This window comes from Actinoplanes missouriensis 431 (genome assembly GCF_000284295.1).
GTDB classification, from domain to species: domain Bacteria; phylum Actinomycetota; class Actinomycetes; order Mycobacteriales; family Micromonosporaceae; genus Actinoplanes; species Actinoplanes missouriensis.
On sequence record NC_017093.1, the window covers coordinates 6662787 to 6689265 of the forward strand.

The window sequence follows — 26479 nt, forward strand, 5'->3', positions numbered from 1 at the left end:
CCCGTAGACAGTGTCTACGTTGCGGTGGTAGACACTGTCTATGGATCCTGAGCTTGGGCTTCGCGATCGGCTGGTGCGCGTGGGCGTGGAACTGGTTCGCACCGACGGGAGCACCGCCCTCTCGTTGCGCGAGATCGCCCGCCGAGCCGGCGTGTCGCACGGCGCGCCGCGGCGGCATTTCCCCACCCATCGTGAGCTGCTCTCCGCGATCGCGCGGGAGGGATTCCGCGATCTCACCGCGCGGGTGACCGCCACGCTCGCCGGCGCGCCACCCGGCCCCCGGGCCCGGGTGGCGCTGCTGGCCCGCGACTACGCCCGGTTCGCCGCCGAGGAACGCGGCATGTTCGAGCTGATGTTCCGGCACGACCTGCTGGAGAGCGGCAGTCTCGGGCTGCGCGACACCAGCCTGCCACTGTTCCGGCTGCTGGTGGCCCTGGTCGCGGAGGCCCAGCCGGACGGCGCGGGGTCGGCCCAGGTGCGGGCCGGGGCGCTCTGGGCCGGTCTGCACGGGGTGGTGCAGCTGTGGAGCTGGGGCAGCCTGGCGCTCGCCACCGGACTGGAGGACCCGGCGCCGCTGCTGGACGCCACCGTCGCGGCACACCTGGGGAGCGGGCGATGACCCGTACCCCCGCGCTGTATGCCGTGGCCGACGCCACCGCCGGCCGTGCCCTGCGACACATCTGGCGGCCGCGGGTCGCCGGGCTGGAACACCTCCCGGCCGATCGCGGGGCCATCGTCTGCGCCAACCACCTGTCCGTCGGCGATCAGCTCTTCCTCGGCGTCACGGTGCCGCGGCACATCGCGTTCTGGGCGAAGGCTGAGTATTTCCGGGCCACCGGCCTGCGCGGCGCACTGACCCGGCGGGTGGTGACCGGCATGGGCGCCATCGCCGTCGAGCGCGCCGGCGGCCGGGCCGTCCTCGGCGCCTTCGACGCCGCCGTGCCGATCCTGCGCGCCGGCGGTCTCGTCGCGATCTTCCCGGAGGGCACCCGCTCCCCCGACGGCCGCCTCTACCGGGGACGCACCGGAGCCGTGCGGCTGGCCGAGCGGGCCGGTGTCCCGATCGTCCCGGCCGGCATCACCGGCACACGCGGGGCCCGTCCCGCCGACCTGTTCCGCCCGTGGCGGCGTCCCGTCTCGATCACCTTCGGGCCGCCGCTGGAGGTGGCCGGGCGCGCCGGGACGGCAGCCGCGATCCGTGCGCTCACCGACGAGCTGATCGCCGCGATCGGGGAGCTGAGCGGACAGGAATACGTCCCGCACTACGCGCCGCGATAGCGGGCCATCCGCCGGTTACGCTGCGGCGCGGCGCTCCTCCGGCTGCGCTGCCGCGCGGGCTATCCCTCGGCTTCGCTGCGACGCCTGTCGATCGCCACGTAGGAGCCCGGCTGCGACTTGGCGACCTTCTTCATCTCCGAGGCGACCGCGATGACCACCCTCGGATCGGTGAACCGGCGGCCCTCCAGCGTCGCCTGGGCCACCCCGATCGAGAGCGTCACCAGCGCCGCCTTCTGCTTGTTTCCCCGGCGGTCCGGCACCTCGATGAAGCCTCGCTGGGCGTCCGTCGGCTCGTAGAGGCGGTCGGCCACGTTCTCGAAGTCGGTGACCGTGCGTTTGGTCAGCGGCAGGACCTGATCAGGCGTACAGATGAAGACGAAGTCGTCGCCGCCGATGTGGCCCAGGAAGATCGACGGCGGGCCGGTCTGCGCGCTGGCCCGCTGCAGGCTGCGTGCCAGCGCGATGATGAAGTCGTCGCCGCGGTCGAACCCGTAGACGTCGTTGACGCTCTTGAACCGGTCGATGTCGATGTACCCCACGGAGTACTCGCCGCCGTTGCGCATCCGCTCGCCGATCTCCCGGCGGACCCGCGCGTTGCCCGGCAGGCCGGTCAGCGGCGACACCTCACGGGCGTCCTTGTTGCGCCGCAGCGTGGTGGAGACCCGGGCGATCAGCTCGGCCGTGTCGAACGGCTTGACCAGGTAGTCGTCGGCGCCCGCGGTGAGGCCGACCACCTTGTCCACGGTCATGCTCTTCGCGGTCAGCATGATCACCGGAAGCGCCGAGGTGAGCGGCTCGGCGCGCAGCCGGCGGACCAGCTCGACGCCGTCCATCCGGGGCATCATCCAGTCGACCACGGCGAGACCCGGCCGGTGCGTCTCCATCATCTCGAGCGCTTCCTGGCCGTCCCGGGCACGGATCACCTCGAACCCGTTGACCTGCAGGTTGAACTCGACGAAGCTCGCGATGTCCTGATCGTCGTCGACCACCAGGATCAGGTCGGGACCCTCCTCGGGGTCCAGCTCCGGATCGATCTCGGGCCGGGACTCAGCGCCGTCCATCGCACCTTCCTGGGCTAGCACCGGGTGACAGTGGTACCGATGATGGTCCCTGAACGGGCCGTCACGCCACCCCCATCGCCCCGGCGGCGAGACCCCGCAGCTTGCGGATCGCCTCGGCCGGGTCGGCGGCGCCGTAGACGGCGGTGCCCGCCACGAACGCGTCGGCGCCCGCCTCGGCCGCCTGCTCGATGGTGTCCGCCGCGATCCCGCCGTCCACCTCGACCCGGATCTCCAGGTTGTTCACGGTGGCTCGGCGGCGGACGTCACGGACCTTGCCGAGCATCTCCGGCATGAACGCCTGGCCGCCGAAACCCGCCTTGATCGTCATGATCAGGATGGTGTCCAGGTACGGCAGGAGCTCCAGGTACGGCTCGACGGGGGTGTCCCGATCGATCGCCAGCCCGGCCTTGGCGCCGGCCGCCCGCAGCGTCTTGGCGAGCGCGACCGGGTCGTCGCAGGCCTCCGCGTGGAAGGTCACGTTGTAGGCGCCGGCCTCCGCGTAAGCCGGGGCCCAGCGCTGCGGGTCGGTGATCATCAGGTGCACGTCGAACGGGATGCTCGTCGCCTTGCGCAGACTCTGCACCACCGGGAGGCCGATCGTCAGGTTCGGCACGAAGTGGTTGTCCATGACGTCCACGTGCACCCAGTCGGCGGCGCCCTCGATGGCCCGCACCTCCTCCCCGAGCCGGGAGAAGTCGGAGGCGAGAATGCTCGGCGCGATGATCGGCGACTGTTCCACGGCTGAAAGTGTATGACCTCCCGGGTCACGGACGGGCGCGACCGCCCTGTGACCTGGCTGGGTTGGCTCTGTGTACCACCTTTGTTCTATGTATCGTTACGCGCCATGACCGAAGCCGTCGGCCTCCGGCCGTCGAAGACCGATACCCCCGCTGTCCCGGAGCGGGCCGCGACGCGTACCGGTGGCCGCCTGTCCGCCATCGACGGTCTGCGCCTGTTGGCGGCCCTGATGGTGGCGATGTACCACTTCACCGGATACACCCCCGGCGTCCGCCATGCGTGGGGGATCGAGTCCCGCGACGCGTTTCCCTGGCTGCACCAGATCAGTCAGTACGGGTGGCTGGGTGTCGAACTGTTCTTCATGATCAGCGGCTTCGTCGTCTGCATGAGCTGCTGGGGGCGTACCCCCGGTGCGTTCTTCCGCTCCCGGATCGTCCGGCTCTTCCCGGCCTACTGGGCGGCCATCGTGATCACGACGATCGTCGTCACGCTGTGGCCGGTCGTGCGCGAGCGCAAGCCGTGGAACGAAATCCTGATCAACTTCTCGATGCTCCAGGAGGGCCTCGGCGCCCCGAACGTCGACGGCGTGTACTGGACGCTCTGGAACGAAGGGCTCTTCTACCTGCTCTTCGCGTTCCTGGTCTGGCGCGGCCTCACCCTGAAACGGACGATCATCTTCGGGTACGGGTGGCTGATCGCCTCGGCGTTCGCCGCAAGGTCCGGCGTTCCGCTGATCGAGACGTTCCTGCAACCCGGGTACGCGCCGTTCTTCGTGGCCGGCATCGCGCTCTACCTGATCTACCGATTCAAGTCGGACATCGTGCTCTGGGGCATGTTCGGCCTCGCGTTCATCATGGCCCAGTACCGCACGTCCGAGATGCTGCGGTTCTACAACAAGAAGTACAGCCTGGAGATGCTGCAGCCGGCCGGCGCGCTGCTGGTGGGCGGGTTCTTCCTGGTGCTGACGCTTGTCGCGCTCGGCTACACGTCCCGGATCCAGTGGCGCTGGCTGACCACCGCGGGCGCGCTCACCTACCCGTTCTACCTGCTGCACGAGAACATCGGCTGGACGATCATCTACGGTCTCCGGGACACCGGGCCGCGCCTGGTCATCCTGGTGCTGGTCACCGCAATCATGCTGATGGCGGCCTTCCTGCTGCACCGCCTGGTGGAGAAGCCGGTCTCCCGGATCCTGCGGGACCGGCTCGCCGAGGCCAGCGCGATGATCAACCGGCCGGACCGGTTCGGCACTCCGCCGCCGGCGCCTTCATCCTCTGCGCCTTCATCTTCTTCGCCGGCGGCCTCGTCGCCGGTGCCCTCTTCGCCCGTGCCCTCTTCGCCCGCGCCTTCCTTGCCGGCGCAGCGGAACTCCGGGGAGCCGGACACCCTGGTCCTGCAGGTTTACCGATCCGAACAGTGATGAGGGAGGAGCCCTTCCGGCCCCTCCCTCATCCTGCTCAGCTCGTGCGGCGCAGGACGGCGAGGAACATCGCGTCCGTGCCGTGCCGGTGCGGCCACAGCTGCACCGTCGGACCCGCCCCCAGTCCCGGCATGCCCGGCGGCAGCAGCGGCCGGGCGTCCACGAAGTCCACCTCGACACCGCTGCGGCGGGCGCCCTCGCTGACCGTCACCTGCGTCTCCACCATGTGCGGCGAACACGTCACATAGGCCACCACGCCGCCCGGCCGCACCGCGCGCAACGCCGCGACGAGCAGCTCCCGCTGCAGTTTCGTCAGCGGCGGCAGGTCGGCCGGCTGACGGCGCCAGCGCGACTCCGGACGCCGCCGCAACGAGCCGAGACCCGTGCACGGCGCGTCCACCAGCACCCGGTCGAACGACTCCTCCGGCAGGTCCGGGTCACGGCCCACCGACCGGCCGTCCATCGGCAGCACCGTCACCGGCATGCCCTCGGTGGCCTGGTCGACCAGCCGGGCCCGGTGCTCGGCCACCTCGACCGCTGTCACCTCCGCGCCCCGGCCCGCGGCGATCGCCCCGATCAGGCCGGTCTTGCCGCCCGGACCGGCACACAGGTCCAGCCAGCGCGTGTCCCGGCCCTCGATCGGCGCGGCCAGCAGCGCCGCCGCGACCAGCTGCGAACCCTCGTCCTGCACGTGCGCGCGACCCGAACGGATCGCGGCGAGGTCACGCGGCGCGCCACCGTTCAGATAGACCGCGTACGGCGAGAACGCCCCCGGCACCCCGTTGACCTCGTCGGCGAGCTCGATCGCGTCCGCCCGGCCCGGACGCGCGCACAGATGCACGGCCGGCGGCTGGTTGTCCTCGATCAGCAGGCGGGCGGTGTCCTCCAGGTCGCCGCCGAGCGCCTCGGCGAACGCCCGGATGACCCACTGCGGGTGGTGGTGGATCACCGACAGGTTGGCGATCGGGTCGGCCTCGTAGTCCGGGGCGACCTTCGCCAGCCACGCGTCGAGCGGAGTCTCGGAGACCGTCCGCATCACCGCGTTCGCGAATCCGGCCGCGCCCGGCGCCACCGAACGGACCAGGTCGACCGTCTGGTTCACCGCGGCGTGCGACGGCACCCGCGTGTAGAGCAGCTGGTAGACGCCGAGGCGCAGCGCGTCCCGGGCGGGCGGGTCGATCCGGGCGACGTCCCGCCCGGCCGCGTCCGCGATGATCAGGTCGAGGGTGCCGAGCGCCCGCAGCGTCCCGTAGGTCAGCTCCGTCGCGAACGCCGCGTCCCGGCCGCTCAGACCCATCCCGCCGAGGATGTCGGAGAGGACCAGGTTCGCGTACGCGTCGTCGCGGTGCACCGCGGCGATCGCCTCGTACGCCGCCTGCCGTGCCGGGTCGGACGGCGGCCGCCCGCCCCGCGGCGCCCGGCCACTGCGCTCGTCCCGGCCGTACCCCGGCCCGGCCGGCCGGCTCGGCCGTCCACCGTGCGGGCGTGATGCCCGATGTTCCGTCACAGCTGTGCTCCCTTGCCGGCGAGGCCGTAGTCGAATGTGCAGCCGGTCACGCCAGCTTCTCCCCCGCTTGGATCCGCATGCCGCGCGCCCAGTCGGTCGCGGACATCGGTTTCTTGCCGGCGGCCCGGACCTCGCCGAGCATCACCGGAGTCGTCGCGGTGCCGGCCAGCACCTGTGTGCGCTCCACCAGCAGCTCACCCGCCGGCAGCGACGGCCCGTTCGCCACCGGGCGCACCGGGCCCAGCTTCAGCCGGTCGCCGCGCAGCGTCGTCCACGCGCCGGGCGCCGGCGTACACGCCCGGATCCGCCGGTCCACCGCGAACGCCGGGTCGTCCCAGCGGATCCGGGCGTCGTCGGCGGTCAGTTTCGGCGCGAACGAGACACCGTCGGCCGGCTGCGGGTGCGCCCGGGCGGTGCCCGCCTCGATCGCGTCGAGCACCGCGACGAGCAGACCGGCGCCCTCCACCGCGAGCCTCTCCAGCAGGTCGCCGGAGGTGTCGTTGAACCGGATCTGGTCGGTGAGCGTGCCGTAGACCGGGCCGGTGTCCAGCCCCGCCTCCAGCTCGAAGACACTCGCGCCGGTCACCGCGTCACCGTGCAGGACGGCGTGCTGCACCGGCGCCGCGCCACGCCAGGCCGGCAGCAGCGAGAAGTGCAGGTTCAGCCAGCCGCGCTTCGGGATCTCCAGCGCGCTCGGCGGGACCAGCGCGCCGTACGCCACCACCGGCACACAGTCCGGCGCGATCTGACGCAGCCGCTCCTGGAACTCGGGGTCACGCGGTTTCTCCGGGGTGAGCACCTCGATGCCACGCTCGTCGGCCCACGCGCCGACGGGCGAGCGCACCAGGCGGCGGCCCCGGCCGGCCGGCGCATCCGGGCGGGTCAGCACGGCGGCCAGCTCGTGGCCGGAGGCGGCGATCGCCTCCAGGCTCGGCAAGGCCACCTCGGGAGTGCCCGCGAAGACCAGGCGCATGCCCGTCACCTGCCCAGCCCGAAGATGCCCCGGCCGTGCGGGCTCTCCTTGATCGTGGGCGGCTTGCCGGCGTCGTACCACTCGGCGGAACGGATCTGCTTCATCGCGTCCTTGCGGGCCGCCGCGTCCAGCCGGTCCAGGAAGAGGACGCCGTCCAGATGGTCGGTCTCGTGCTGCACGCAGCGGGCCATCAGGCCGGTGCCGACCAGCTGGATCGGGTCGCCGTGCTCGTTGAAACCGTTCGCCACGACGTTCTGCCGGCGTTTCGTGTCGACGTAGACGCCGGGGATGGAGAGGCAGCCCTCCGGGCCGTCCTGCTCCTCGGAGTCGGGGAACGAGAGCACCGGGTTCACGATGTGGCCGACCACGTCGTCGATGTCGAAGGTGAAGACGCGCAGACCGACGCCGAGCTGCGGTGCGGCCAGGCCGGCGCCGCCCTCGTCCTGCATCGTCTCGATCAGATCCTTGACCAGAGTGCGCAGTTCCTTGTCGAAGTCGACGACGGGATCAGCCGGCGTGCGCAGGACCGGATCGCCGAAAAGACGGATTTGCTGGACGGTCACGCGGCGAAACTCCTGACTGTGGTGGCTTGCACCCGACCAGTCTACGGAGTCTCCCGGGCGGGGGTCGGATCAGAACAGGTCGGACGGATCAACCTGGATGCGCACCGGCTGGGCGGCCTTGCGGGCACTGCGCATCGCGGCCGCCTCGTGCAGCGCCCGCGCCAGCTCGCCGGCCCGCGACCGGGACACCCGCAGCAGCATCCGCTCCTGCTCGCCGTCGGCCGGAACCGGGCCGAGCACCTCGGCGCCGTCCGGCAGCTTCGCGTGCGCCAGCAGGTCCGCCACGGCGGGCGCGGTGCCCGTGACACTCGCCATCCGGGCGGCCGGCGGGAAACCCAGCTCGCGGCGTTCGGCCAGCTCACGGGCCGCGAACCAGCCCGGATCCCAGCGCAGCAGCGCCTGCACCGGAGCCAGCGATCCGTCCGCCACCACGACCACCTTGCCACCGGCCGGGGCGGGCCGGGCCAGCGCCGCCGCGTTCAGCCAGCGGCGCATCGTCTCCTCCGCGGCGCGCAGATCGGAACGGCTCAGCAGCGCCCACGTGTCGAGCAGCAGGACCGCGCCGTACCCACCGCCCTCGGCGACCGGCTCGGCCCCCGGCGTCGACACCACCAGCGACGCCTCCGCCGGAACGGTGACCAGCACCTCATCGCGCCCCGATGTGCGCACCGGCACACCCGGAAAAGCACGGCCCAACTCCTCAGCGGTACGCCGGGCGCCGGTCACCGAGGCACGCAGGCGGCGCTCACCGCAGGCCGGGCACTCGTACGCCGCGGACGCCCGCCCGCACCAGTGACAGACCGGCACGTCCCGCGCGCCGGTCAGCCCGAGCGGCCCGGAGCAGTGCGGGCACCGCGCCGGGGTACGGCACTCGGCGCACGCCACCGCCGGGAGGTAACCCCGGCGCGGCACCTGAACCAGCACCGGGGCGTCGTCCTTCAACGCCTGCCGCGCCGTCTGCCAGGCCAGGCTCGGCAGCCGCGCGCTCACCGCTCCGGGGTCCCGGGCCAGCTGCGGGTCGTCCCCGGTCGGCGCGATCGCCGGCGACCGCCGCCGCAACACCACCCGGTCCGCCACGATCTCCTTGGCCCAGCCGGTCTCCAGCAACAACTGCGCTTCCCCGGTACGGGCGAAGCCGCCCACCAGCACCGCACATCCCGCCAGTTGCGCGCGGGTGAGCAGCACCTCCCGCGCGTGCGGATAGGGTGCCCGCGGCTCGGCGAGCACGTCGTCCCCGTCGTCCCAGATCACCACCAGCCCGAGGTCGTGCACCGGCGCCCACATCGCGGCCCGGGTCCCGGCGACCACCGGCACCCGATGCCGGCTGGCCGCGAGGAACCGCCGATAGCGCTCGGCCGGCCCGAGAGCCGCGTTCAGCGCGACGTGCCGCCCGGCGCCGAGAACCGCACCCAATGCGGCGTCGACCCGCTCCAGATCCCGCGCGTCGGCGACCACGATGACCACACCCTTGCCGCCACGCACCGCGGCCCCGGCCGCCTCGGCGATCCGGGCGGCCCAGTCCTCCCCGGGAAGCGCCGACCAGACGGCCCGAGCGGCCCGCCCGTCCGCCAGCGCCCGCAGAAACCCGGTCCCCGCCGCATACGAATCCCACCCGCCCGCAGCCGGCGCCCCGATCCCCTCGACCGCAGCCGGACCAGCCGTCCCGTCCCCCGCAACCCGCACCTCGCCACCGGCCAGGACCTCGTCGCCCGCCAGGACTTCGCCACCGGCCAGGACCTCGTCGCCCGCCCGCGCGCCATCGCCGGAATGCACCTCAGCGCCAGCCCGCACGCCATCGCCCGAATGCACCTCAGCGCCAGCCCGCGACTCGCTCTCGGAGCCGACCTCGCCGTCTCCAAGCGGCTCGCCGCCCCCCTGCGCCTCGCTCCCCGGAGGCGGCTCACCGTGGTCCTGCGCCTCGCGACCGGTCTGCGCCCCTTCATCGGTCGGCGACACAGGAGCCGGCTGGGCGGCGGCCTCCACGCGGGCATGCCGGGGCGGGACCGCCAGCCGCAGCACGTCCGCGAGATTGCCGGCGTAGCGCTTGGCCACCGCCTCCGCGAGCCGGGCGATCTCCGGGTCCAGCACGCGCTCCGGCGACACCACCCGCTCCAGGTAGGCCAGCTTGCCACCGTGCTCGGACGACTCCACCCGCTCCAGCAGGAACCCGCTCACCAGCTGCCCGGCGAACCGCACCTTGACCCGCACACCCGGCTGCGCCGCCTCATCAGAGTCGGCGGGCACCAGATAGTCGAACGGCCGGTCCAGGTGCGGCAGCGACACGTCGACGCAGACCCGGGCGACCGGCAGCCGCTCGGCCGGTTCCCGTTCGCTGCGCGCACCCTTGGTCCCCATCGCCGAACATTCTGCCCGGCCCCTCCGACAGGAATCCCGGCCCGCCTCCAGAAGCGGATCACGCCATACCGCATGGATCACGGCGATGAGTCAGCTGGACGCACACGAACGCCCGTTCGTGTGCGCCTGTCTCCCATAGCGCGGCGGCCGACGCACGCGACCAGCCTCCGCGTGCGCCCATCGCTCCTGCGAACCGGCCCGGCCCGGCCGGAAACAGAACGAGGCCCGGCTTAGCAAAGCCGGGCCTCGAACCAAAAATGCGATCAGGAAGCAGCGTTCTTCAGATCCGCGGCCCGGTCGGTGCTCTCCCAGCGGAGCTCCGCGATCTCCCGGCCGAAGTGGCCGTACGCGGCGGTCTGCTGGTAGATCGGGCGCAGCAGGTCCAGGTCCCGGATGATCGCGGCCGGGCGCAGGTCGAAGACCTCCGTGATGGCCTTCTCGATCTTCTCGACTGCGACGGTCTCGGTGCCGAAGGTCTCGACGAACAGCGAGACCGGGTGGGCCTTGCCGATCGCGTAGGCGACCTGGGTCTCGCAACGCTCGGCGAGACCGGCGGCGACCACGTTCTTGGCGACCCAGCGCATCGCGTACGCCGCGGACCGGTCCACCTTCGACGGGTCCTTGCCGGAGAACGCGCCGCCGCCGTGACGGGAGTAGCCGCCGTACGTGTCAACGATGATCTTGCGGCCGGTGAGGCCGGCGTCGCCCATCGGGCCGCCGATCTCGAAGCGGCCGGTCGGGTTGACCAGGAGGCGGTAGCCCTCGGTGTCGATGCCGAGGTTCTCCAGCTCGGGGGCGATCACGTGCTCGCGGATGTCCGGCGTGAGCAGCGACTCCAGCGAGATGTCGGCGGCGTGCTGCGAGGAGACCACGATCGTGTCGAGGCGGACCGGGCGCAGGCCGTCGTACTCGATGGTGACCTGGGTCTTGCCGTCGGGACGAAGGTACGGAATGGTGCCGTCCTTGCGCGCGGCGGAGAGCCGGCGGGCCAGCCGGTGGGCGAGCGCGATCGGCAGCGGCATCAGCTCGGGCGTCTCCGAGCAGGCGAAGCCGAACATCATGCCCTGGTCGCCGGCGCCCTGCTGGTCGAGGATGTGCTCGGAGTCGCCCTCACGCAGCTCGATGGCGCTGTCCACGCCCTGCGCGATGTCCGGCGACTGGGAGCCGATCGAGACGCTGACGCCGCAGGACGCGCCGTCGAAGCCCTTCTTCGACGAGTCGTAACCGATGCCCAGGATCGTGTCGCGCACGATCTTCGGGATGTCGGCGTAGGCCTGCGTGGTGACCTCGCCCGCCACGTGCACCTGGCCGGTCGTGATCAGGGTTTCCACCGCGACACGGCTGCGAGGGTCCTGGGCGAGCAGGGCGTCGAGAATCCCGTCGCTGATCTGGTCAGCGATCTTGTCCGGGTGGCCTTCCGTGACCGACTCGGAGGTGAACAGGCGGCGTGCCACGGTGCTCCTCAGATTTGTCGAATACAACGTAACGCGGAAGTGTAATCAGCCCTGCCGAGCGTGACCGACCTGGGCATCCAACCGTGCCACGACGTGGTCCAAAATCACATCAGCCACATCGTCTTTGGGGAGTTGACCAAAGGTACCGGTGGATCCGTCGGCGCCCAGCAGGGTGACCGTGTTGTGATCCTGCCCGAACACCAGGTCCGGGCCCACCTCGTTAACGACGATCAGGTCGGCGCGTTTCTTCACCAATTTTGCCCGCGCGTGCTCGAGCGCCGCATGAGTCTCGGCAGCGAAGGCGACGAGAATCTGGTCCGGGCGCTTGGACGCGCCCAGTTCGGCGGCGATGTCCGGATTCGTGGTCAGGACGATCGGCGAAGGCGTACCCGAATCGGTCTTTTTGATCTTTTGGGCCGCGACCGTCTCCGGGCGGAAGTCGGCCGGCGCGGCCGCCATGATCGCCACATCCGCCGCGGCGAACGCTTCGACGGTCGCTTTCCGCAGCTCCTCGGTGGTGCCCACCCGCACGACGTCGGCGCCGGCCGGGTCGGGCAGCGCGACGTTCGCCGCCACCAGCGTCACCCGTGCGCCTCGCGCCACGGCGGCCTTGGCCAGCGCGTACCCCTGCTTGCCGGAACTGCGGTTGCCCAGGTAACGCACCGGATCCAGCGGCTCGCGCGTCCCACCGGCGGTCACCACCACGTGCCGCCCGGCAAGATCAAGATCAAGACCCCGCTTGTGTACGCGTACCGCGTACTCGAAGATCGCGGCCGGATCGGGCAGCCGCCCCTTGCCGGTGTCCCTGCCGGTCAGGCGCCCCACGGCCGGCTCGATGACGAACGCGCCGCGCTCGCGCAGGGTCGCCACGTTCGCCCGGGTCGCCGGGTTCTCCCACATCTCGGTGTGCATGGCCGGCGCGTACACGATCGGGCACGTCGCCGTGAGCAGTGTGTTGGTGAGCAGGTCGTCGGCGATCCCGTGGGCCGCCTTGGCCAGGATGTCCGCGGTGGCCGGCGCGACCACGACCAGCTCGGCGGCCCGGCCGATCCGCACGTGCGGCACCTCGTGCGCGTCGTGGAACACCTCGGTGGCGACCGGCCGCCCGGAGAGCGCCGCCCAGGTCGGCTCGCCGACGAACTTGAGCGCGGACGCGGTCGGCACCACCCGCACGCCGTGCCCCGACTCGGTGAAGAGGCGCAACAGCTCACAGGCCTTGTACGCGGCGATGCCGCCGCACACCCCCAGGACCACCTCGGTCACGTGCGCACCTCACATAACAATCGATCCCGCGCCCATGATCTGGGACGCGGGATCATCATGTCGGATCAAACGATCAGGGATTGTCGGTGGGCTCTGCCGTCAGCAGGCCGGCGTTGATCTCCCGCATCGCGATGGAGAGCGGCTTCTCCTGCGGAGTGGTCTCCACGAGAGGACCGACATACTCCAGGAGACCCTCGCCCAACTGGCTGTAGTAGGCGTTGACCTGGCGGGCGCGCTTGGCCGCGAAGATCACCAGCGAGTACTTCGACGAGGTCTTGTCGAGCAGCTCGTCGATCGGCGGGTTGGTGATGCCTTCGGGGTTCGCGATGGTTCCCACAGTCACTGCTTCCTTAATGCTCGTTTGCTTGAGCGCTGTTGTCTCAAAGCTCGGTGGCTTGAGCGGGCGCTAAGTACGATGAACCGAGCAATCCTACCAGCTCGTCCGCGGCTCGCTCGACGAAGTCGTTCACCACGGTCCGGTCGAACTCGGCCTCGGCGGCCAGCTCCTCGTCGGCGTGGGCGAGACGGCGGCGGATCGTCTCCTCGTCGTCGGTGCCCCGGCCGATCAGGCGGCGCTGGAGCTCCTCGACGCTCGGCGGGGCCAGGAAGACCAGCTGGGCCTCCGGCATCGCCGCGCGGACCTGGCGGGCGCCCTGCAGGTCGATCTTCAGCAAAACGGGCCGGCCCTGCTGGAGCCAGCCCTCGACCTGTGCCCGGGGAGTCCCGTAGAGATTTCCCGCGAACTCCGCCCACTCCAGCAGCTGTCCGCCGTCGATCAGGCGCTGGAACTCGGCGCGGCTCACGAAGTGATAGTGCTCCCCGTCGGTCTCGTAGTCCCGTTTCTTGCGGGTCGTCACCGACACCGACAACCTGATCCAAGGCGAGCGCGCCCGGATCAGCTCGATCACACTGTCCTTGCCGACCCCGGAGGGGCCGGAGAGAACGGTGAGGCGGGCTGCCGGGCGCGCGTCGTCATCCATGCTCACGGCTCATGTCTACACGAGCCCATGAGTCAGTTCGCAGCGAACTCCCCCAGGAGGGCCTTGCGCTGCTGGTCGCCAAGACCACGGAGCCGGCGGCTCTCAGCGATCTTGAGCTTCTCCATGATCTGGGTCGCGCGGATCTTGCCGATGCCCGGCAGCGCCTGAAGCACGGCCGAGACCTTCAGCTTGCCGACGACCTCGTCAGCCTCCGCGCGGTCCAGCACGGCGGCGAGGGTGGTCTTGCCGGACTTGAGCTGTTCCTTCAGCTCAGCCCGAGCCTTGCGAACTTCCGCGGCCTTCTCCAGCGCAGCTTGGCGCTGTTCGGGGCTCAGTGACGGGAGCGGCACCAGTTCTCCTCAGGTCCCTCACGCGGCGGTAGTTCATACCGGCGCTTTGCGTGAAACGTGGTGTGCCAGGGAACCGAAGGGGCATATGGTTCCCGGCGCCGGGAAAACTAGCGGTCAACGGCGCTTTCGGCAACGTCGGGGTACCCCGTGAACCGCTTCCCGACGCACTGGTAAGCAGGCCGTTTCACCCGAGCGCGGCTCGGCAGTCGTCAAGAACACGCTCCGCCGCGACGCGCAGATCGCTACCCTGCGGCCCCGCCGAGAGAACCTCGCGTGAGTACGAGGGCAACACGTTCCGCAGGCTTTCGCCGAAGACCGCGCGCAGGTCGGAGGGCGTCGCGCCCTGCGCTCCGAGGCCCGGAGCGAGCAGCGGCCCGTTCACCGCGGACAGGTCGTGCCCGGTCTCACCGATCGTCGCGCCGACCACCAGCCCGAGACTGCCGAGCGGCTGCGCACCCGCGTTGACCTGCGCAATCTCGTCGATGACGGTTTGCGCGACGGTTTTCCCGGTCGCCGTGACGGCGTGCTGGACGGCCGGCCCCTCCGGGTTCGAGGTGAGCGCGAGGACGAAGACTCCGCCACCGTGAGCGGCCGCCAGGTCGAACGCCGGCTGCAACGAGCCGACCCCGAGATAGGGACTCACAGTAATCGCGTCAGCACACAGAGAACTCGCCGGATCCAGATAGGCGGACGCGTAAGCCGCCATCGTGGACCCGATGTCGCCGCGTTTCACGTCCAGCAGGACGAGCGCGCCGGCCTCTCGGGACTGTCGGATAGTTGACTCAAGAATCGCGACGCCACGTGACCCAAATCTCTCAAAAAACGCGGACTGTGGTTTCAGAACAGCCACCCGATCGGCCAGTGCGTCGACCACCGTACGGGCGAAGCGTTCCAGGCCGGCGATGTCGTCGGAGAGGCCCCAGCGGGCGAGCAGAGAGGCGTGCGGGTCGATGCCGACGCAGAGCGGACCACGCTCCGCTACGGCGGCATGGAGGCGTTCGCCGAACGTTTCCATCGAAAGTTCCTTCTTCCGTGTCAGGTAGCTGCCACCGCGGCGGTGATCCCCGCGGTAATGCGGTCCACGTCCGCGTCGTCCGCCGCATAGGGCGGCATCGTGTAGATCAGGTCCCGGAACGGCCGCAGCCAGACTCCCTCGGCCACCGCCGCCGCGGTCGCGCGCGCCATGTCCACCGGATGATCCAGCTGCACCACGCCGATCGCACCGAGAACGCGGACATCGGCGACGCCGGGCGCTGCGCGGAGCGGCTCCAGGCCGTCCTTCAGACGGCTTTCGATCGCGGGTACGCGTACCGCCCAGTCCCCGCCCCGCAGGAGCCCGAGCGACGCGTTCGCCACGGCACACGCCAGCGGGTTGCCCATGAACGTCGGCCCGTGCGCCAGCCCGCCGCCCTGACCCGCCGAGATCGCCGAGGCCACCTCGGGCGTGCACAGGGTCGCGGCCAGCGTCAAATACCCGCCGGTGAGCGCCTTGCCGAGGCAGAGGATGTCCGGGCTGACCCCGGCGTGCTCGGCGGCGAAGAGCCGGCCGGTCCGCCCGAAGCCGGTGGCGATCTCGTCGAAGATCAGGAAGATGCCGTGCGCCGCGGTCGCCTCCCGCAGCACCCGCAGGTACTCCGGATGGTGGAACCGCATGCCACCGGCGCCCTGCACGACCGGCTCCACGATCACCGCGGCGATCTCGTCCGCGTGCCGCTCGACGGTCTCGCGCAGCGCGTCGGCGTAATCCGGGCGGAGATCGGCCGGCGGCGCCTCCGCGAAGACCTGCGCCGGCAGCACCCCGGTCCAGAGCGAGTGCATCCCGCCGTCGGGGTCGCAGACGCTCATCGGGTGGAACGTGTCGCCGTGATAGCCGCCCCGCCAGGTCGCCAGGCGCCGCCGCCGCGGCCGGCCCAGCGCCCGCTGAGCCTGCAGCGCCATCTTGATCGCCACCTCGACGCCGACCGAGCCGGAGTCGCAGAGGAAGACGTGCTCCAGGCCGGCCGGCGTCATCTCGACGAGCGTGGCGGCCAGCCGGATCGCCGGCTCGTGGGTGAGGCCACCGAACATCACGTGGCTCATCCGGCCGGCCTGCTCGGCGAGCGCGGCGTCCAGCACCGGGTGCCGGTACCCGTGGATCGCCGCCCACCAGGACGACATGCCGTCGACCAGCTCACGCCCGCCGGCCAGCCGCAGCCGCACGCCCGCCGCGCTCTCCACGAGGTACGGGTCGGTGCGGCCGGGCATCGGGCCGTACGGATGCCAGACGTGCGCCCGGTCGAGCGCGAGCAGGTCGTCGCGCTCGATGCCGGTCATCGCGCGCGGTGGGAACGGATCGGCCGGGCGCCCCGGGCGACCGCCCGGACCAGGTCCGGTCCCCGATAGATGAACCCGCTGTAGAGCTGCACCAGCGACGCGCCGGCGTCCAGCAGGCGGGCCGCGTCGTCGACCGACATGACGCCGCCGACGCCGATGATCGGCAGCCGGCCGCCGGTCTCGTCGTGCACGAACTTCACCACCTGGCGGGACCGCTCGGTCAGCGGCCGGCCGGAGAGACCGCCGGCCTCATCCGCGAGGTGCTGGTCGGCCTCGTCGATCCCGTCGCGGGACAGCGTGGTGTTCGTCGCGATCAGCCCGGCCGCGCCGTGCTCCAGGCAGACCTCGAGGAGCTCGGCGATGGCCGGCTCGGTGAGGTCCGGCGCGATCTTCACGAGCACCGGCACCGGGCCGCTGAGTGCCTTGAGCAGGGCCGCGATCGAGTCCCGGTCCTGCAGCGAGCGCAGGCCCGGGGTGTTCGGCGAGGAGACGTTGACCGCGATGTAGTCGGCGTACGGGTGCAGCAGCCGGTACGAGGTGAGGTAGTCCTCGACGGCGTCTTCCAGCGGCGTCACCTTGGACTTGCCGAGCGAGATGCCGAGCGGCACGTCCAGTTTGCCGAGGGCCGCCAGCCGGTCCGCGAGAGCGGCCGCGCCGGCGTTGTTGAACCCCATCCGGTTGATGATCGCCTCGGACTGCTTGAGCCGGAACAGCCGCGGCCTGTCGTTGCCCGGCTGCTCCTTCGCGGTGACCGTGCCCACCTCGACGAACCCGAAACCCAGGGCCGGCCAGGCCGGCAGCGCCACGCCGTTCTTGTCCATCCCGGCGGCCAGGCCGACCCGGTTCGGGAACCGGACGCCGAACACGTCCACCGGGGCGGCGAACGCGTACCTGCGGCGCATCGCGGCCAGGGCCGGGGCAGGCAGCGTGGCGAGCCGGTTCAGCGTCCACTCGTGGGCGTGCTCGGCGTCGCCGCCGCCCAGCCGGAACAGGACCGGCCGGGCGACGTTCGCGAACAGATTCACTTGCTCAGCTCCGGCCGGAGCAGCGCGTGCAGCTCCTGCAGCGGGCGGACGGTCATGTCCCCGCGCATCAGCGCCTCGATGCCCATCACCGCGGCGGCCGCGCCCGGCACCGTGGTCACGCTCGGCACGTCCGCTGTCACGGCGGCGCTGCGGATCTCGTACCCGTCGAGGCGGGCGCTGGCGCCCGAGCCCTGCGGGGTGTTGATGATCAGCGAGATCTCGCCGGCCAGGATCAGCTCGACCGCGTTCGTGCCGGGGCTCTCGTAGTGCTTCGGCACGACCTCGCACTCGATGCCGTAACGGCGCAGCACCTCGCCGGTGCCGGCCGTCGTGACGATCGTGAAGCCCAGGTCGGCGAGCCGCTTCACCGGGAAGACCATCGAGCGCTTGTCCCGGTTAGCCACCGAGACGAAGACCTTGCCGCTGGTCGGGAGCGAGCCGTACGCGGCGGCCTGCGACTTGGCGAACGCCTGGCCGAAGCCGGCGTCGATGCCCATCACCTCGCCGGTCGACTTCATCTCCGGGCTGAGCAGGTTGTCCACGCTCTTGCCGGCCGGGGTGCGGAACCGCTTGAACGGCAGCACCGCCTCCTTCACCGCGATCGGCGCGTTCGGCGGCACGGTGCCGCCGTCGCCCTCGGCCAGCAGCAGGCCCTCCGCGCGCAGGTCGGCGATGGTGGCGCCGAGCGCGATCCGGGCCGCCGCCTTGGCGAGCGGGACAGCCGTCGCCTTGGAGACGAACGGCACGGTCCGGGAGGCGCGCGGGTTGGCCTCCAGCACGTAGAGCGTCTCGTCCTTCAGCGCGTACTGGACGTTGAGCAGGCCGCGCACCCCGACGCCGCGGGCGATCGCCTCGGTGTAACGGCGCACCTCCGCGATGTGCGAGGCGGCCAGGTTGACCGGCGGCAGCGAGCAGGCCGAGTCGCCGGAGTGGATGCCGGCCTCCTCGATGTGCTCCATCACGCCGCCGAGGTAGACCTCGCCCGTCGCGTCGCAGAGCGCGTCCACGTCGATCTCGATGGCGTCGTCCAGGAACCGGTCGACGAGCACCGGGTGGTCCGGCGAGATCTCGGTGGCCCGCTCGATGTAGCCCTGCAGGGTCGGCTCGTCGTAGACGATCTCCATGCCCCGGCCGCCGAGCACGTACGACGGGCGGACCAGCACCGGGTACCCGATCGTGTCGGCGATCGCCTTGGCCTCGGGGAAGGTGGTGGCGGTGCCGTGGTCCGGCGAGCGCAGACCGGCCTCGGCCAGCACCGCGCCGAACAGGCCACGGTCCTCGGCCAGGTCGATCGCCTCGGGCGAGGTGCCGACGATCGGCACGCCGGCCGCCTTGAGCCGGTTCGCCAGGCCGAGCGGGGTCTGCCCGCCGAGCTGCACGATCACGCCGACCACGCCGGGGCCGCCGGCCGCCTTGCCGGAGCTGTCCTCGGCGTGCACGACCTCGAGGACGTCCTCGAAGGTGAGCGGCTCGAAGTAGAGCCGGTCGGCGGTGTCGTAGTCGGTGGAGACCGTCTCCGGGTTGCAGTTGACCATCACGGTCTCGAAATCGACACCCCGGAGCGCCTGTACGGCGTGCACACAGGAGTAGTCGAACTCGATGCCCTGGCCGATCCGGTTCGGCCCCGAACCCAGGATGATCACCTTGGGCCGGTCGCTCGGCGCCACCTCGGTCTCCTCGTCATAGGACGAGTAGTGGTACGGGGTGTTCGCCTGGAACTCGGCGGCGCAGGTGTCCACGGTCTTGTAGACCGGGCGGATGCCGAGCCGGTGCCGCAGCGCGCGGACGCCGTCCTCACCGGCCAGCTCCGGGCGCAGCGTCGCGAGCTGGCGGTCGGAGAGCCCGCTGCGCTTGGCCCGGCGCAGCAGCTCGTCGTCGAGCACCGGCGCGGCCAGGATCTCGGCACGCAGGTCGACCAGGGCCTGGATCTCGTCGAGGAACCACGGGTCGATCCGGCCGCTCGCCGCGTGCACCTGCTCGACCGTGGCGCCGAGCCGCAGCGCGGCCTCGACCGTGTAGAGCCGGCCGTCGTGCGGGACCTTCAGGGCTTCGAGCGCCTCGTCGACGTTCTCGAAGGTCGGCGCGGTCCAGAAGCCGGCCGCCTTGGTCTCCATCGAGCGCATCGCCTTGTTCAGCGCCTCGGCGAAGTTGCGGCCCAGGCTCATCGCCTCGCCGACCGACTTCATCGTGGTGGTGAGCTCCTTGTCGGCGCCCGGGAACTTCTCGAAGGCGAACCGCGGGATCTTCACGACCACGTAGTCGAGGGCCGGCTCGAACGCGGCCGGGGTCTTCAGCGTGATGTCGTTCGGGATCTCGTCCAGGGTGTAGCCGATCGCGAGCTTCGCGGCGATCTTGGCGATCGGGAAGCCGGTGGCCTTCGAGGCGAGCGCGGACGAGCGGGAGACCCGGGGGTTCATCTCGATCACGATCATCCGGCCGTCGTCCGGGTTGATCGCGAACTGGATGTTGCAGCCGCCGGTGTCCACGCCGACCTCGCGCAGCACGGCGATGCCCAGGTCCCGCATCTTCTGGTACTCGCGGTCGGTGAGCGTCATGGCCGGCGCCACGGTGACGCTGTCACCGGTGTGCACGCCCATCGGGTCGATGTTCTCGATCGAACAGACGACCACGACGTTGTCGTGCTTGTCGCGCATCAGCTCGAGCTCGTACTCCTTCCAGCCGAGCACGCTCTCCTCGATCAGCACCTCGGTCACCGGGGAGGCGGCCAGGCCGGCGCCGGCGATCCGCTCCAGGTCCTCGGGCGTGTGCGCCATACCGGAGCCGAGGCCGCCCATCGTGAACGAGGGCCGGATGACGACCGGGAGGCCGATCTCGGCGACCGTCTCGCGGACCTCGTCCATCGAGTGGCAGACCCGCGAGCGCGGCGTCTCGCCGCCGGCGATCGCCACGATGTCCTTGAAGAGCTGGCGGTCCTCGCCCTTGCGGATCGCGTCGACGTTCGCGCCGATCAGCTCGACGCCGTACTTCTCCAGCACGCCGCTCTCGTGCAGGGCGATCGCGGTGTTCAGCGCGGTCTGGCCGCCCAGCGTCGGCAGGATCGCGTCCGGGCGTTCCTTGGCGATGACCAGCTCGACGAACTCCGGGGTGATCGGCTCGACGTAGGTGGCGTCGGCGAACTCCGGGTCGGTCATGATCGTCGCCGGGTTCGAGTTGACCAGCGAGACCCGGATGCCCTCGGCCCGCAGGACCCGGCAGGCCTGGGTGCCGGAGTAGTCGAACTCGCAGGCCTGGCCGATGACGATCGGACCGGAGCCGATCACCATGATGTGCTTGAGATCTTCACGTTTCGGCATGGTGGTCAGCCCTTCTTCTCGACCAGCTCGACGAACCTGTCGAAGAGGTAGTCGGCGTCGTGCGGGCCGGCGGCGGCCTCGGGGTGGTACTGGACGGTGAAGGCGGGCACCTCGATGCCGCGCAGGCCCTCGACCACGTTGTCGTTGAGGCAGACGTGCGAGACCTCGACGCCCCCGAAGTCGGTGTCGATCACGGTGTTCAGCGGGGCGTCCACGGCGAACCCGTGGTTGTGGCTGGTCACCTCCACCTTGCCGGTGGTCTTGTCGAGCACCGGCTGGTTGATGCCGCGGTGGCCGTACCCCAGCTTGTAGGTCCCGAAGCCGAGCGCGCGGCCGAGGATCTGGCTGCCGAAGCAGATGCCGAAGAGCGGCACCTCGCGGCGCATCACCTCACGCGCCAGGCTGACCGGGCCGTCGGCGGTCGCCGGGTCGCCCGGGCCGGGCGAGAAGAAGACCGCGTCCGGGCTGACCGCGAGCAGCTCCTCGATCGACGACGTCGCCGGGAAGATGTGCGTGGTGACGCCGCGGGCGGCGAGCCGGCGGGCCACGTTGCGCTTGATGCCCAGGTCCAGCGCGGCGACCGTGTACCGGTGCTCGCCCTCGGCCTTGACCGTGTACTGCGAAGCGGTGGTGACCTGTGCGGAGAGGTCCGCGCCGATCATCTCCGGCTCGCCCTTGACCCGCTCCAGCAGCGCGGCCGGGTCCAGATCGACCGAGGAGATGCCGACCCGCATCGCGCCGCGCTCGCGCAGGTGGCGGGTGAGCGCGCGGGTGTCGACGCCGCTGATCCCGACGACGCCCTCGGCGGCGAGACGCTCGCCGAGGTCGCCCTGCGAGCGCCAGTTCGACGGGCGGCGGGCCGGGTCGCGGACCACGTAGCCGGCCACCCAGATCCGGTCCGACTCGTCGTCGTCGGCGTTGACGCCGGTGTTGCCGATCTGCGGCGCGGTCTGCACCACGACCTGCCTGTGGTACGACGGGTCGGTCAGCGTCTCCTGGTATCCGGTCATGCCGGTGGTGAACACCGCCTCGCCGAACGTCTCCCCGATCGCGCCGTAAGCCGTGCCGGAGAACGTCCGTCCGTCCTCCAGGACCAGAATCGCTGAGCTACCAGGACGGCTTCGCCGAAGACCCGAAAAATCGTTGGTGAGAGTCACTTGACAGCCTTTCCGTCCAGAACCGTCGCTTCGCCCCGCAGGAAGGTCGCCACGATGCGACCGGGCAGGGTCATACCCGCGTACGGCGTGTTCCTGCTGCGGCTCGCCAGTTCCGACGGGTCGACCACCCCGCGGTACGACGGATCCACCAGCGTGAGGTTGGCCGGCGTGCCGGCCGTCAGGTCGCCGCCGTGACCGGTCAGCCCGGCGATGCGCGCCGGGGCGACCGACATCCGGTCGGCGATCAGGTCCCAGTTCTCCCCGAAGACGCTCAGCACGATCGGCAGCGCGGTCTGCAGACCGAGCATGCCGGGACGTGCGTAGGCCCACTCGCACTCCTTGTCCTGCACGGCGTGCGGCGCGTGATCGGTGGCGACCACGTCGATCACACCGTCCAGCAGCGCCTGGCGCAGGGCTTCGACGTCCTTACGCGTACGTAAGGGGGGGTTGACCTTGAAGACCGGGTCGTAGCCGGCCGCGAGCTCGTCGGTGAGCAGGAGGTGATGGGGGGTGACCTCGGCGGTCACGCGCACGCCGCGCGCCTTGGCCTGCCGCAGCACCTCGACCGAACCGGCGGTGGAGACGTGGCAGACGTGCAGGCGGCTGCCGACGTGCTCGGCCAGCAGCACGTCCCGGGCGATGATCGCCTCCTCGGCGACCGCGGGCCAGCCGGTCAGGCCCAGGCGGGTGCTGACCTCGCCCTCGTGCATCTGCGCGCCCTCGGTGAGCCGCGGCTCCTCGGCGTGCTGGGCGATCACGCCGTCGAAGGCCTTCACGTACTCCAGCGCCCGGCGCATCAGGCGCGGGTCGGCGACGCAGAAGCCGTCATCCGAGAAGATCCGCACGTTCGCCGCCGAGCTCGCCATCGCGCCCAGCTCGGCGAGCTGCTTGCCGGCCAGCCCGATGGTGACCGCGCCGATCGGCTGCACGTCGACCAGACCGGCCTCCCGGCCGAGCCGCCAGACCTGCTCGACCACGCCGGCCGTGTCCGCGACCGGGTCGGTGTTCGCCATCGCGCAGACCGCCGTGTACCCGCCGAGAGCGGCGGCGCGCGAGCCGGTGTCCACCGTCTCGGCGTCCTCCCGGCCAGGTTCGCGCAGGTGGGTGTGGACGTCGACGAGGCCGGGCAGCGCGACCAGGCCGGTCGCGTCGATGACCTGAGCGGTGTTGTCCGGTTCCGCGGCGATCACGCCGTCCTTGATGACCAGGTCGGTCGGCGCGGCGCCGAGGACCGAGACGCCCTTGAGCAGGTACGCCATCACTTGCCTCCCAAAAGCAGGTAGAGGACGGCCATCCGGACGCTGACGCCGTTGGCGACCTGTTCGACGATGGTGGACCGCGGCGAGTCGGCGACCTCCGGCGCGATCTCCATGCCCCGGTTCATCGGACCCGGGTGCATCACGATCGCGTGCTCCGGCAGTTTGCTCATCCGCCGCATGTCGAGCCCGTACCGGCGGCTGTACTCGCGCGCCGACGGGAAGTAGGAGTCCTGCATCCGCTCGGTCTGCACCCGCAGCATCATCACCACGTCGGAGTCCGGCAGAACGCTGTCCAGGTCGTAGCTGACCTGGGTCTTCTCGGCGAGCGCGGCCGCAGTGTCCAGAGGGATCAGAGTGGGGGGGCCGACCACCGTCACCTGCGCGCCGAGCGTGGTCAGCAGCAGCACGTTGGAGCGGGCCACCCGGCTGTGCAGCACGTCGCCGACGATCGCCACCTTCAGGCCGTCGAGACGACCGAGACGCGAGCGCATCGTGTACGCGTCGAGCAGCGCCTGCGTGGGGTGCTCGTGGGTGCCGTCGCCGGCGTTGACCACCGAACCGTCCACCCAGCCGGCCAGCCGGTGCGGCGCGCCGCTGGCCGAGTGCCGGATCACCACGGCGTCGGCGCCCATCGCCTGCAGGGTGAGCGCGGTGTCCTTCAGGCTTTCGCCCTTGGAGACGCTCGACCCTTTCGCCGAGAAGTTGATGACGTCCGCGGAGAGCCGCTTCGCGGCGGCTTCGAACGAGATCCGGGTACGGGTGGAGTCCTCGTAGAAGAGGTTCACCACGGTGCGGCCGCGCAGGGCGGGAAGCTTCTTGACCTCGCGGCCGGAGAGCGCCGCCATCTCCGCGGCGGTGTCCAGGATGAGGGTCGCGGTGGCGGCGTCCAGGTCCGCGGCCGAGCGCAAGTGCTTGATCACTTGAGGCCTCCGATCAGCCGTACCTCGTCGGAGCCGTCGGTCTCGGTGAGCGCGACCTTCACGCTCTCGCTGAGCGCCGTCGGGATGTTCTTGCCGACGTAGTCGGCGCGGATCGGCAGCTGCCGGTGGCCCCGGTCGACCAGGACCGCGAGCTGCACCGAGCTCGGCCGGCCCAGGTCCTGCAGCGCGTCGAGCGCGGCGCGGACCGAGCGACCGGAGAAGAGCACGTCGTCGACGAGGATCACCCGCAGGCCGTCGATGCCGCCGCTGGGCAGCTCGGTCCTGCCGAGCGCGCGGGTGGCCTTGAGGCGCAGGTCGTCGCGGTAGAGCGTGATGTCGAGCGAGCCGACCGGGACCTCGACGCCCTCGAAGGCGTGGATCCGGGCGGCCAGACGGTGCGCGAGCGGCACGCCGCGCGTCGGGATGCCGAGCAGCACGGTGCCGGTGGCGCCGGAGGTCTTCTCGAGAATCTGATGCGCGATGCGGTCCACGACCCGATGCAGGTCGGCACCTTCCAGAATGATCTTGCTAGGCGCGTCTGCGCGTGGCTGCGCCACGGCGGACCTCCTTCCCCGCCTCACGGGACGGGTCGTTAAAGGATGTCGGTTTCGGAACGACCCCGTTACGGGCCGGCCCGAGGGCTGACGCTACGTTACCAGTGGACGCAGCGTTGACCATGGTGACGTGCCTGACTGGAGCAGACCGGACAAATCCTGCAACTGGGGATACAGCCGGTAACTTTGGGGCGGCCCGCGCGACTCATCGGTAACCAACACTTGACCGGCGGTCGCAAACTCCGTACCGTCACGCAGCGTAGCGATCCGCGAGGAAAGAACCCTCCGGGCCAGCACAGTACCGGGAGTGTCCGTATGCCGTCTGAGTACGCCAAGTCGCTGGGCGCTCGCCTGCGCTCCATCCGCCAGCAGCAGGGCCTGTCCCTGCAGGGCGTCGAAGAGAAGTCCAACGGCCGCTGGAAGGCTGTCGTCGTGGGCTCGTACGAGCGTGGCGACCGCGCGGTGACCGTCTCGCGTCTGGCCGAACTGGCCGACTTCTACCGAGTGCCCGTCTCGGAACTGCTGCCCGACGGCAGCGGCATCCGTCTCGAGGCCACCAACAAGATCGTGCTGGACCTGGAGAAGCTCTACGACACCACGGGCGAAGACCTCGCCTACGTGGCGCGTTACGCCCGGGCCATCCAGCAGCAGCGCGGCGACTACAACGGCCGCGTCCTGTCGATCCGCGCCGACGACCTGCGCGCGCTCGCCATCGTCTACGACATCTCGCCGTCGGGCCTCATCGAGCGCCTCACCGAGCAGGGTGTCCTGGTCGCCGACCCGCGCGCGTTCTTCGCCAGCTGACACAGAGCGCCACCAGCACCACCGAAGCCCGCGCCGCTCATTCGGCGCGGGCTTTTCCGTGCGATGTGACGTTCCGCTCCGCAGGGGGAGGGCTCTCCGCCCGTACCCCGGGAAAGCGAAACGGCCCGGACCTGAGGTCCGGGCCGTCACCACGATCGCTCTCAGCGGGTGGCGAACGCCGCGATCCGGTCGAGCAGACCGTTGAGGAAGCGCGGGCTGTCGTCCGTCGACATCTCCTTCGCCAGCTCGACGGCCTCGGTGATGGCCACCGGGTCGTCGACGTCCGGCACGTAGAGGAGCTCGTAGACCGCGATCCGCGCCAGGTTGCGGTCCACCGTCGGCATCCGGTCGATCGTCCAGCCCTCGGCGTAACTGGCGATCAGCTCGTCGATGCGGTCCAGGTTCTTGGCGACACCCTCGATCAGCTCGGTGGCGTAGCCCATGTGTTCCGGGTGGGGCTTGGCGATCCGGTCCAGGTACGTGATGAGCACCTGACCAGGCGGGAGGTCGCGCAGGTCCGCCTCGAACAGGACGTCGAGGGCTCGCTTGCGCGCCTTGCGACGCGCGAGCCGTTCCTTCTTGGGACCTTCGGCCATCAGCTGCGGCCGAGGTAGCGGCCGTCGCGGGTGTCGACCTTGATCTTCTCACCGGTGGTGATGAAGAGCGGAACGTTGACAGTGGCGCCGGTCTCGACGGTGGCCGGCTTGGTGCCGCCGGTGGAGCGGTCGCCCTGCAGGCCGGGCTCGGTGTAGGTGACCTCGAGGAACACGCTGGTCGGCAGCTCGATGTAGAGCGGCACACCCTCGTGCAGGGCCACCGTGGCCTCGGCCTCGGGGAGCAGGTAGTTCGCGTTGTCACCGACCGTGCTGCCGGAGACGTGGATCTGGTCGTAGGTGTCCAGGTCCATGAAGACGAAGTCCTCGCCGTCCTGGTACAGGTACTGCATCGTGCGCTTGTCCACGGTCGCGGTGTCGACCTTGGTGCCCGCGTTGAAGGTCTTGTCGACGACCTTGCCGGACAGCACGTGCTTCAGGGTGGTCCGCACGAACGCCGGCCCCTTGCCCGGCTTGACGTGCTGGAACTCGACGACAGTCCACAACTCCTTGTCGAGGTTGAGCACCAGGCCGTTCTTCAGGTCGTTGGTGGAAGCCATGTCCTGCCTTGATTTCGAAGCGTATCGGTGACCGAACG

The 26479-nt window shown here is 70.8% G+C and carries 25 protein-coding genes; 4 read left to right on the forward strand and 21 right to left on the reverse strand.

Going from position 1 to position 26479, the window contains the following annotated elements; all coding sequences use genetic code 11:
- Positions 1-40 precede the first annotated feature (40 nt).
- Together AMIS_RS30515 and AMIS_RS30520 are read left to right on the forward strand one after the other, a co-directional pair.
- Entirely contained in the window at positions 41-619 is a 579-nt protein-coding gene (locus tag AMIS_RS30515; protein WP_014446304.1) for a TetR/AcrR family transcriptional regulator, read from the forward strand.
- Positions 616-1278, forward strand: coding sequence for a lysophospholipid acyltransferase family protein (locus AMIS_RS30520; RefSeq protein WP_014446305.1), 663 nt, complete (start codon positions 616-618; stop codon positions 1276-1278). The genes AMIS_RS30515 and AMIS_RS30520 overlap by 4 nt, the downstream gene beginning before the upstream one ends.
- A 59-nt stretch (positions 1279-1337) precedes the next feature.
- On the opposite strand, the gene AMIS_RS30525 is transcribed toward AMIS_RS30520, so the two are convergent.
- Together AMIS_RS30525 and rpe are read right to left on the reverse strand one after the other, a co-directional pair.
- Positions 1338-2339 carry a GGDEF domain-containing response regulator gene (locus AMIS_RS30525; protein ID WP_014446306.1) on the reverse strand — a complete coding sequence of 334 codons (1002 nt, stop codon included), beginning with the start codon at positions 2337-2339 and terminating at the stop codon, positions 1338-1340.
- A gap of 61 nt (positions 2340-2400) precedes the next feature.
- Complete coding sequence (gene rpe / locus AMIS_RS30530; RefSeq protein WP_014446307.1) at positions 2401-3078, reverse strand: ribulose-phosphate 3-epimerase; 678 nt, start codon at positions 3076-3078, stop codon at positions 2401-2403.
- A 105-nt stretch (positions 3079-3183) separates the two neighbouring features.
- Between rpe and AMIS_RS30535 the strand changes: the two genes are divergently transcribed.
- A complete protein-coding gene (locus AMIS_RS30535) occupies positions 3184-4497 on the forward strand; it encodes an acyltransferase family protein (protein ID WP_014446308.1) in 1314 nt (437 codons plus the stop codon).
- A 37-nt stretch (positions 4498-4534) separates the two neighbouring features.
- On the opposite strand, the gene AMIS_RS30540 is transcribed toward AMIS_RS30535, so the two are convergent.
- From AMIS_RS30540 to pyrR, 17 genes are all read right to left on the reverse strand, one after another.
- Positions 4535-6004 (reverse strand): RsmB/NOP family class I SAM-dependent RNA methyltransferase, encoded by a 1470-nt coding sequence (locus tag AMIS_RS30540; protein WP_014446309.1) that lies wholly within the window; start codon positions 6002-6004, stop codon positions 4535-4537.
- Positions 6005-6050: 46 nt separating this feature from the next.
- The gene (gene fmt / locus AMIS_RS30545; RefSeq protein WP_014446310.1) at positions 6051-6977 is read right to left on the reverse strand and encodes a methionyl-tRNA formyltransferase; all 927 of its coding nucleotides are present in this window, start codon (positions 6975-6977) and stop codon (positions 6051-6053) included.
- 5 nt (positions 6978-6982) lie between these two features.
- Complete coding sequence (def, locus tag AMIS_RS30550) at positions 6983-7540, reverse strand: peptide deformylase (protein ID WP_014446311.1); 558 nt, start codon at positions 7538-7540, stop codon at positions 6983-6985.
- Positions 7541-7609: 69 nt separating this feature from the next.
- Positions 7610-9895 carry a primosomal protein N' gene (locus AMIS_RS30555; RefSeq protein ID WP_014446312.1) on the reverse strand — a complete coding sequence of 762 codons (2286 nt, stop codon included), beginning with the start codon at positions 9893-9895 and terminating at the stop codon, positions 7610-7612.
- A 263-nt stretch (positions 9896-10158) separates the two neighbouring features.
- Positions 10159-11349, reverse strand: coding sequence for a methionine adenosyltransferase (gene metK, locus AMIS_RS30560; RefSeq protein WP_014446313.1), 1191 nt, complete (start codon positions 11347-11349; stop codon positions 10159-10161).
- A 45-nt stretch (positions 11350-11394) separates the two neighbouring features.
- On the reverse strand, positions 11395-12612 hold the full coding sequence (gene coaBC / locus AMIS_RS30565) for a bifunctional phosphopantothenoylcysteine decarboxylase/phosphopantothenate--cysteine ligase CoaBC (protein ID WP_014446314.1): 1218 nt from the start codon (positions 12610-12612) through the stop codon (positions 11395-11397).
- A 73-nt stretch (positions 12613-12685) separates the two neighbouring features.
- Positions 12686-12949 carry a DNA-directed RNA polymerase subunit omega gene (gene rpoZ / locus AMIS_RS30570; protein WP_014446315.1) on the reverse strand — a complete coding sequence of 88 codons (264 nt, stop codon included), beginning with the start codon at positions 12947-12949 and terminating at the stop codon, positions 12686-12688.
- Positions 12950-12992: 43 nt separating this feature from the next.
- A complete protein-coding gene (gene gmk / locus AMIS_RS30575) occupies positions 12993-13592 on the reverse strand; it encodes a guanylate kinase (RefSeq protein ID WP_014446316.1) in 600 nt (199 codons plus the stop codon).
- Positions 13593-13624: 32 nt separating this feature from the next.
- On the reverse strand, positions 13625-13942 hold the full coding sequence (mihF, locus tag AMIS_RS30580; protein WP_014446317.1) for an integration host factor, actinobacterial type: 318 nt from the start codon (positions 13940-13942) through the stop codon (positions 13625-13627).
- A gap of 184 nt (positions 13943-14126) precedes the next feature.
- The gene (gene pyrF / locus AMIS_RS30585; RefSeq protein ID WP_014446318.1) at positions 14127-14957 is read right to left on the reverse strand and encodes an orotidine-5'-phosphate decarboxylase; all 831 of its coding nucleotides are present in this window, start codon (positions 14955-14957) and stop codon (positions 14127-14129) included.
- A 20-nt stretch (positions 14958-14977) separates the two neighbouring features.
- Positions 14978-16255, reverse strand: coding sequence for an adenosylmethionine--8-amino-7-oxononanoate transaminase (locus tag AMIS_RS30590; protein WP_014446319.1), 1278 nt, complete (start codon positions 16253-16255; stop codon positions 14978-14980).
- Positions 16252-17280, reverse strand: coding sequence for a quinone-dependent dihydroorotate dehydrogenase (locus AMIS_RS30595; RefSeq protein ID WP_014446320.1), 1029 nt, complete (start codon positions 17278-17280; stop codon positions 16252-16254). The genes AMIS_RS30590 and AMIS_RS30595 overlap by 4 nt, the downstream gene beginning before the upstream one ends.
- Positions 17277-20594, reverse strand: a complete 3318-nt coding sequence (carB, locus tag AMIS_RS30600; RefSeq protein WP_014446321.1) for a carbamoyl-phosphate synthase large subunit — start codon at positions 20592-20594, stop codon at positions 17277-17279. The genes AMIS_RS30595 and carB overlap by 4 nt, the downstream gene beginning before the upstream one ends.
- Positions 20595-20599: 5 nt before the next feature.
- Entirely contained in the window at positions 20600-21751 is a 1152-nt protein-coding gene (gene carA / locus AMIS_RS30605) for a glutamine-hydrolyzing carbamoyl-phosphate synthase small subunit (RefSeq protein ID WP_014446322.1), read from the reverse strand.
- On the reverse strand, positions 21748-23013 hold the full coding sequence (locus tag AMIS_RS30610) for a dihydroorotase (RefSeq protein ID WP_041830158.1): 1266 nt from the start codon (positions 23011-23013) through the stop codon (positions 21748-21750). Before AMIS_RS30610 ends, carA begins: the two co-directional genes overlap by 4 nt.
- Positions 23010-23930, reverse strand: coding sequence for an aspartate carbamoyltransferase catalytic subunit (locus tag AMIS_RS30615; RefSeq protein WP_014446324.1), 921 nt, complete (start codon positions 23928-23930; stop codon positions 23010-23012). Before AMIS_RS30615 ends, AMIS_RS30610 begins: the two co-directional genes overlap by 4 nt.
- Positions 23927-24487, reverse strand: coding sequence for a bifunctional pyr operon transcriptional regulator/uracil phosphoribosyltransferase PyrR (gene pyrR / locus AMIS_RS30620; RefSeq protein ID WP_041830159.1), 561 nt, complete (start codon positions 24485-24487; stop codon positions 23927-23929). Before pyrR ends, AMIS_RS30615 begins: the two co-directional genes overlap by 4 nt.
- Positions 24488-24799: 312 nt before the next feature.
- Between pyrR and bldD the strand changes: the two genes are divergently transcribed.
- Positions 24800-25288 carry a transcriptional regulator BldD gene (gene bldD, locus AMIS_RS30625; RefSeq protein WP_014446326.1) on the forward strand — a complete coding sequence of 163 codons (489 nt, stop codon included), beginning with the start codon at positions 24800-24802 and terminating at the stop codon, positions 25286-25288.
- Positions 25289-25449: 161 nt separating this feature from the next.
- On the opposite strand, the gene nusB is transcribed toward bldD, so the two are convergent.
- Positions 25450-25884: a transcription antitermination factor NusB gene (gene nusB / locus AMIS_RS30630; RefSeq protein ID WP_014446327.1), complete on the reverse strand. Its 435-nt coding sequence runs from the start codon at positions 25882-25884 to the stop codon at positions 25450-25452.
- A complete protein-coding gene (gene efp, locus AMIS_RS30635) occupies positions 25884-26441 on the reverse strand; it encodes an elongation factor P (protein ID WP_014446328.1) in 558 nt (185 codons plus the stop codon). The genes nusB and efp overlap by 1 nt, the downstream gene beginning before the upstream one ends.
- Positions 26442-26479 lie beyond the last annotated feature (38 nt).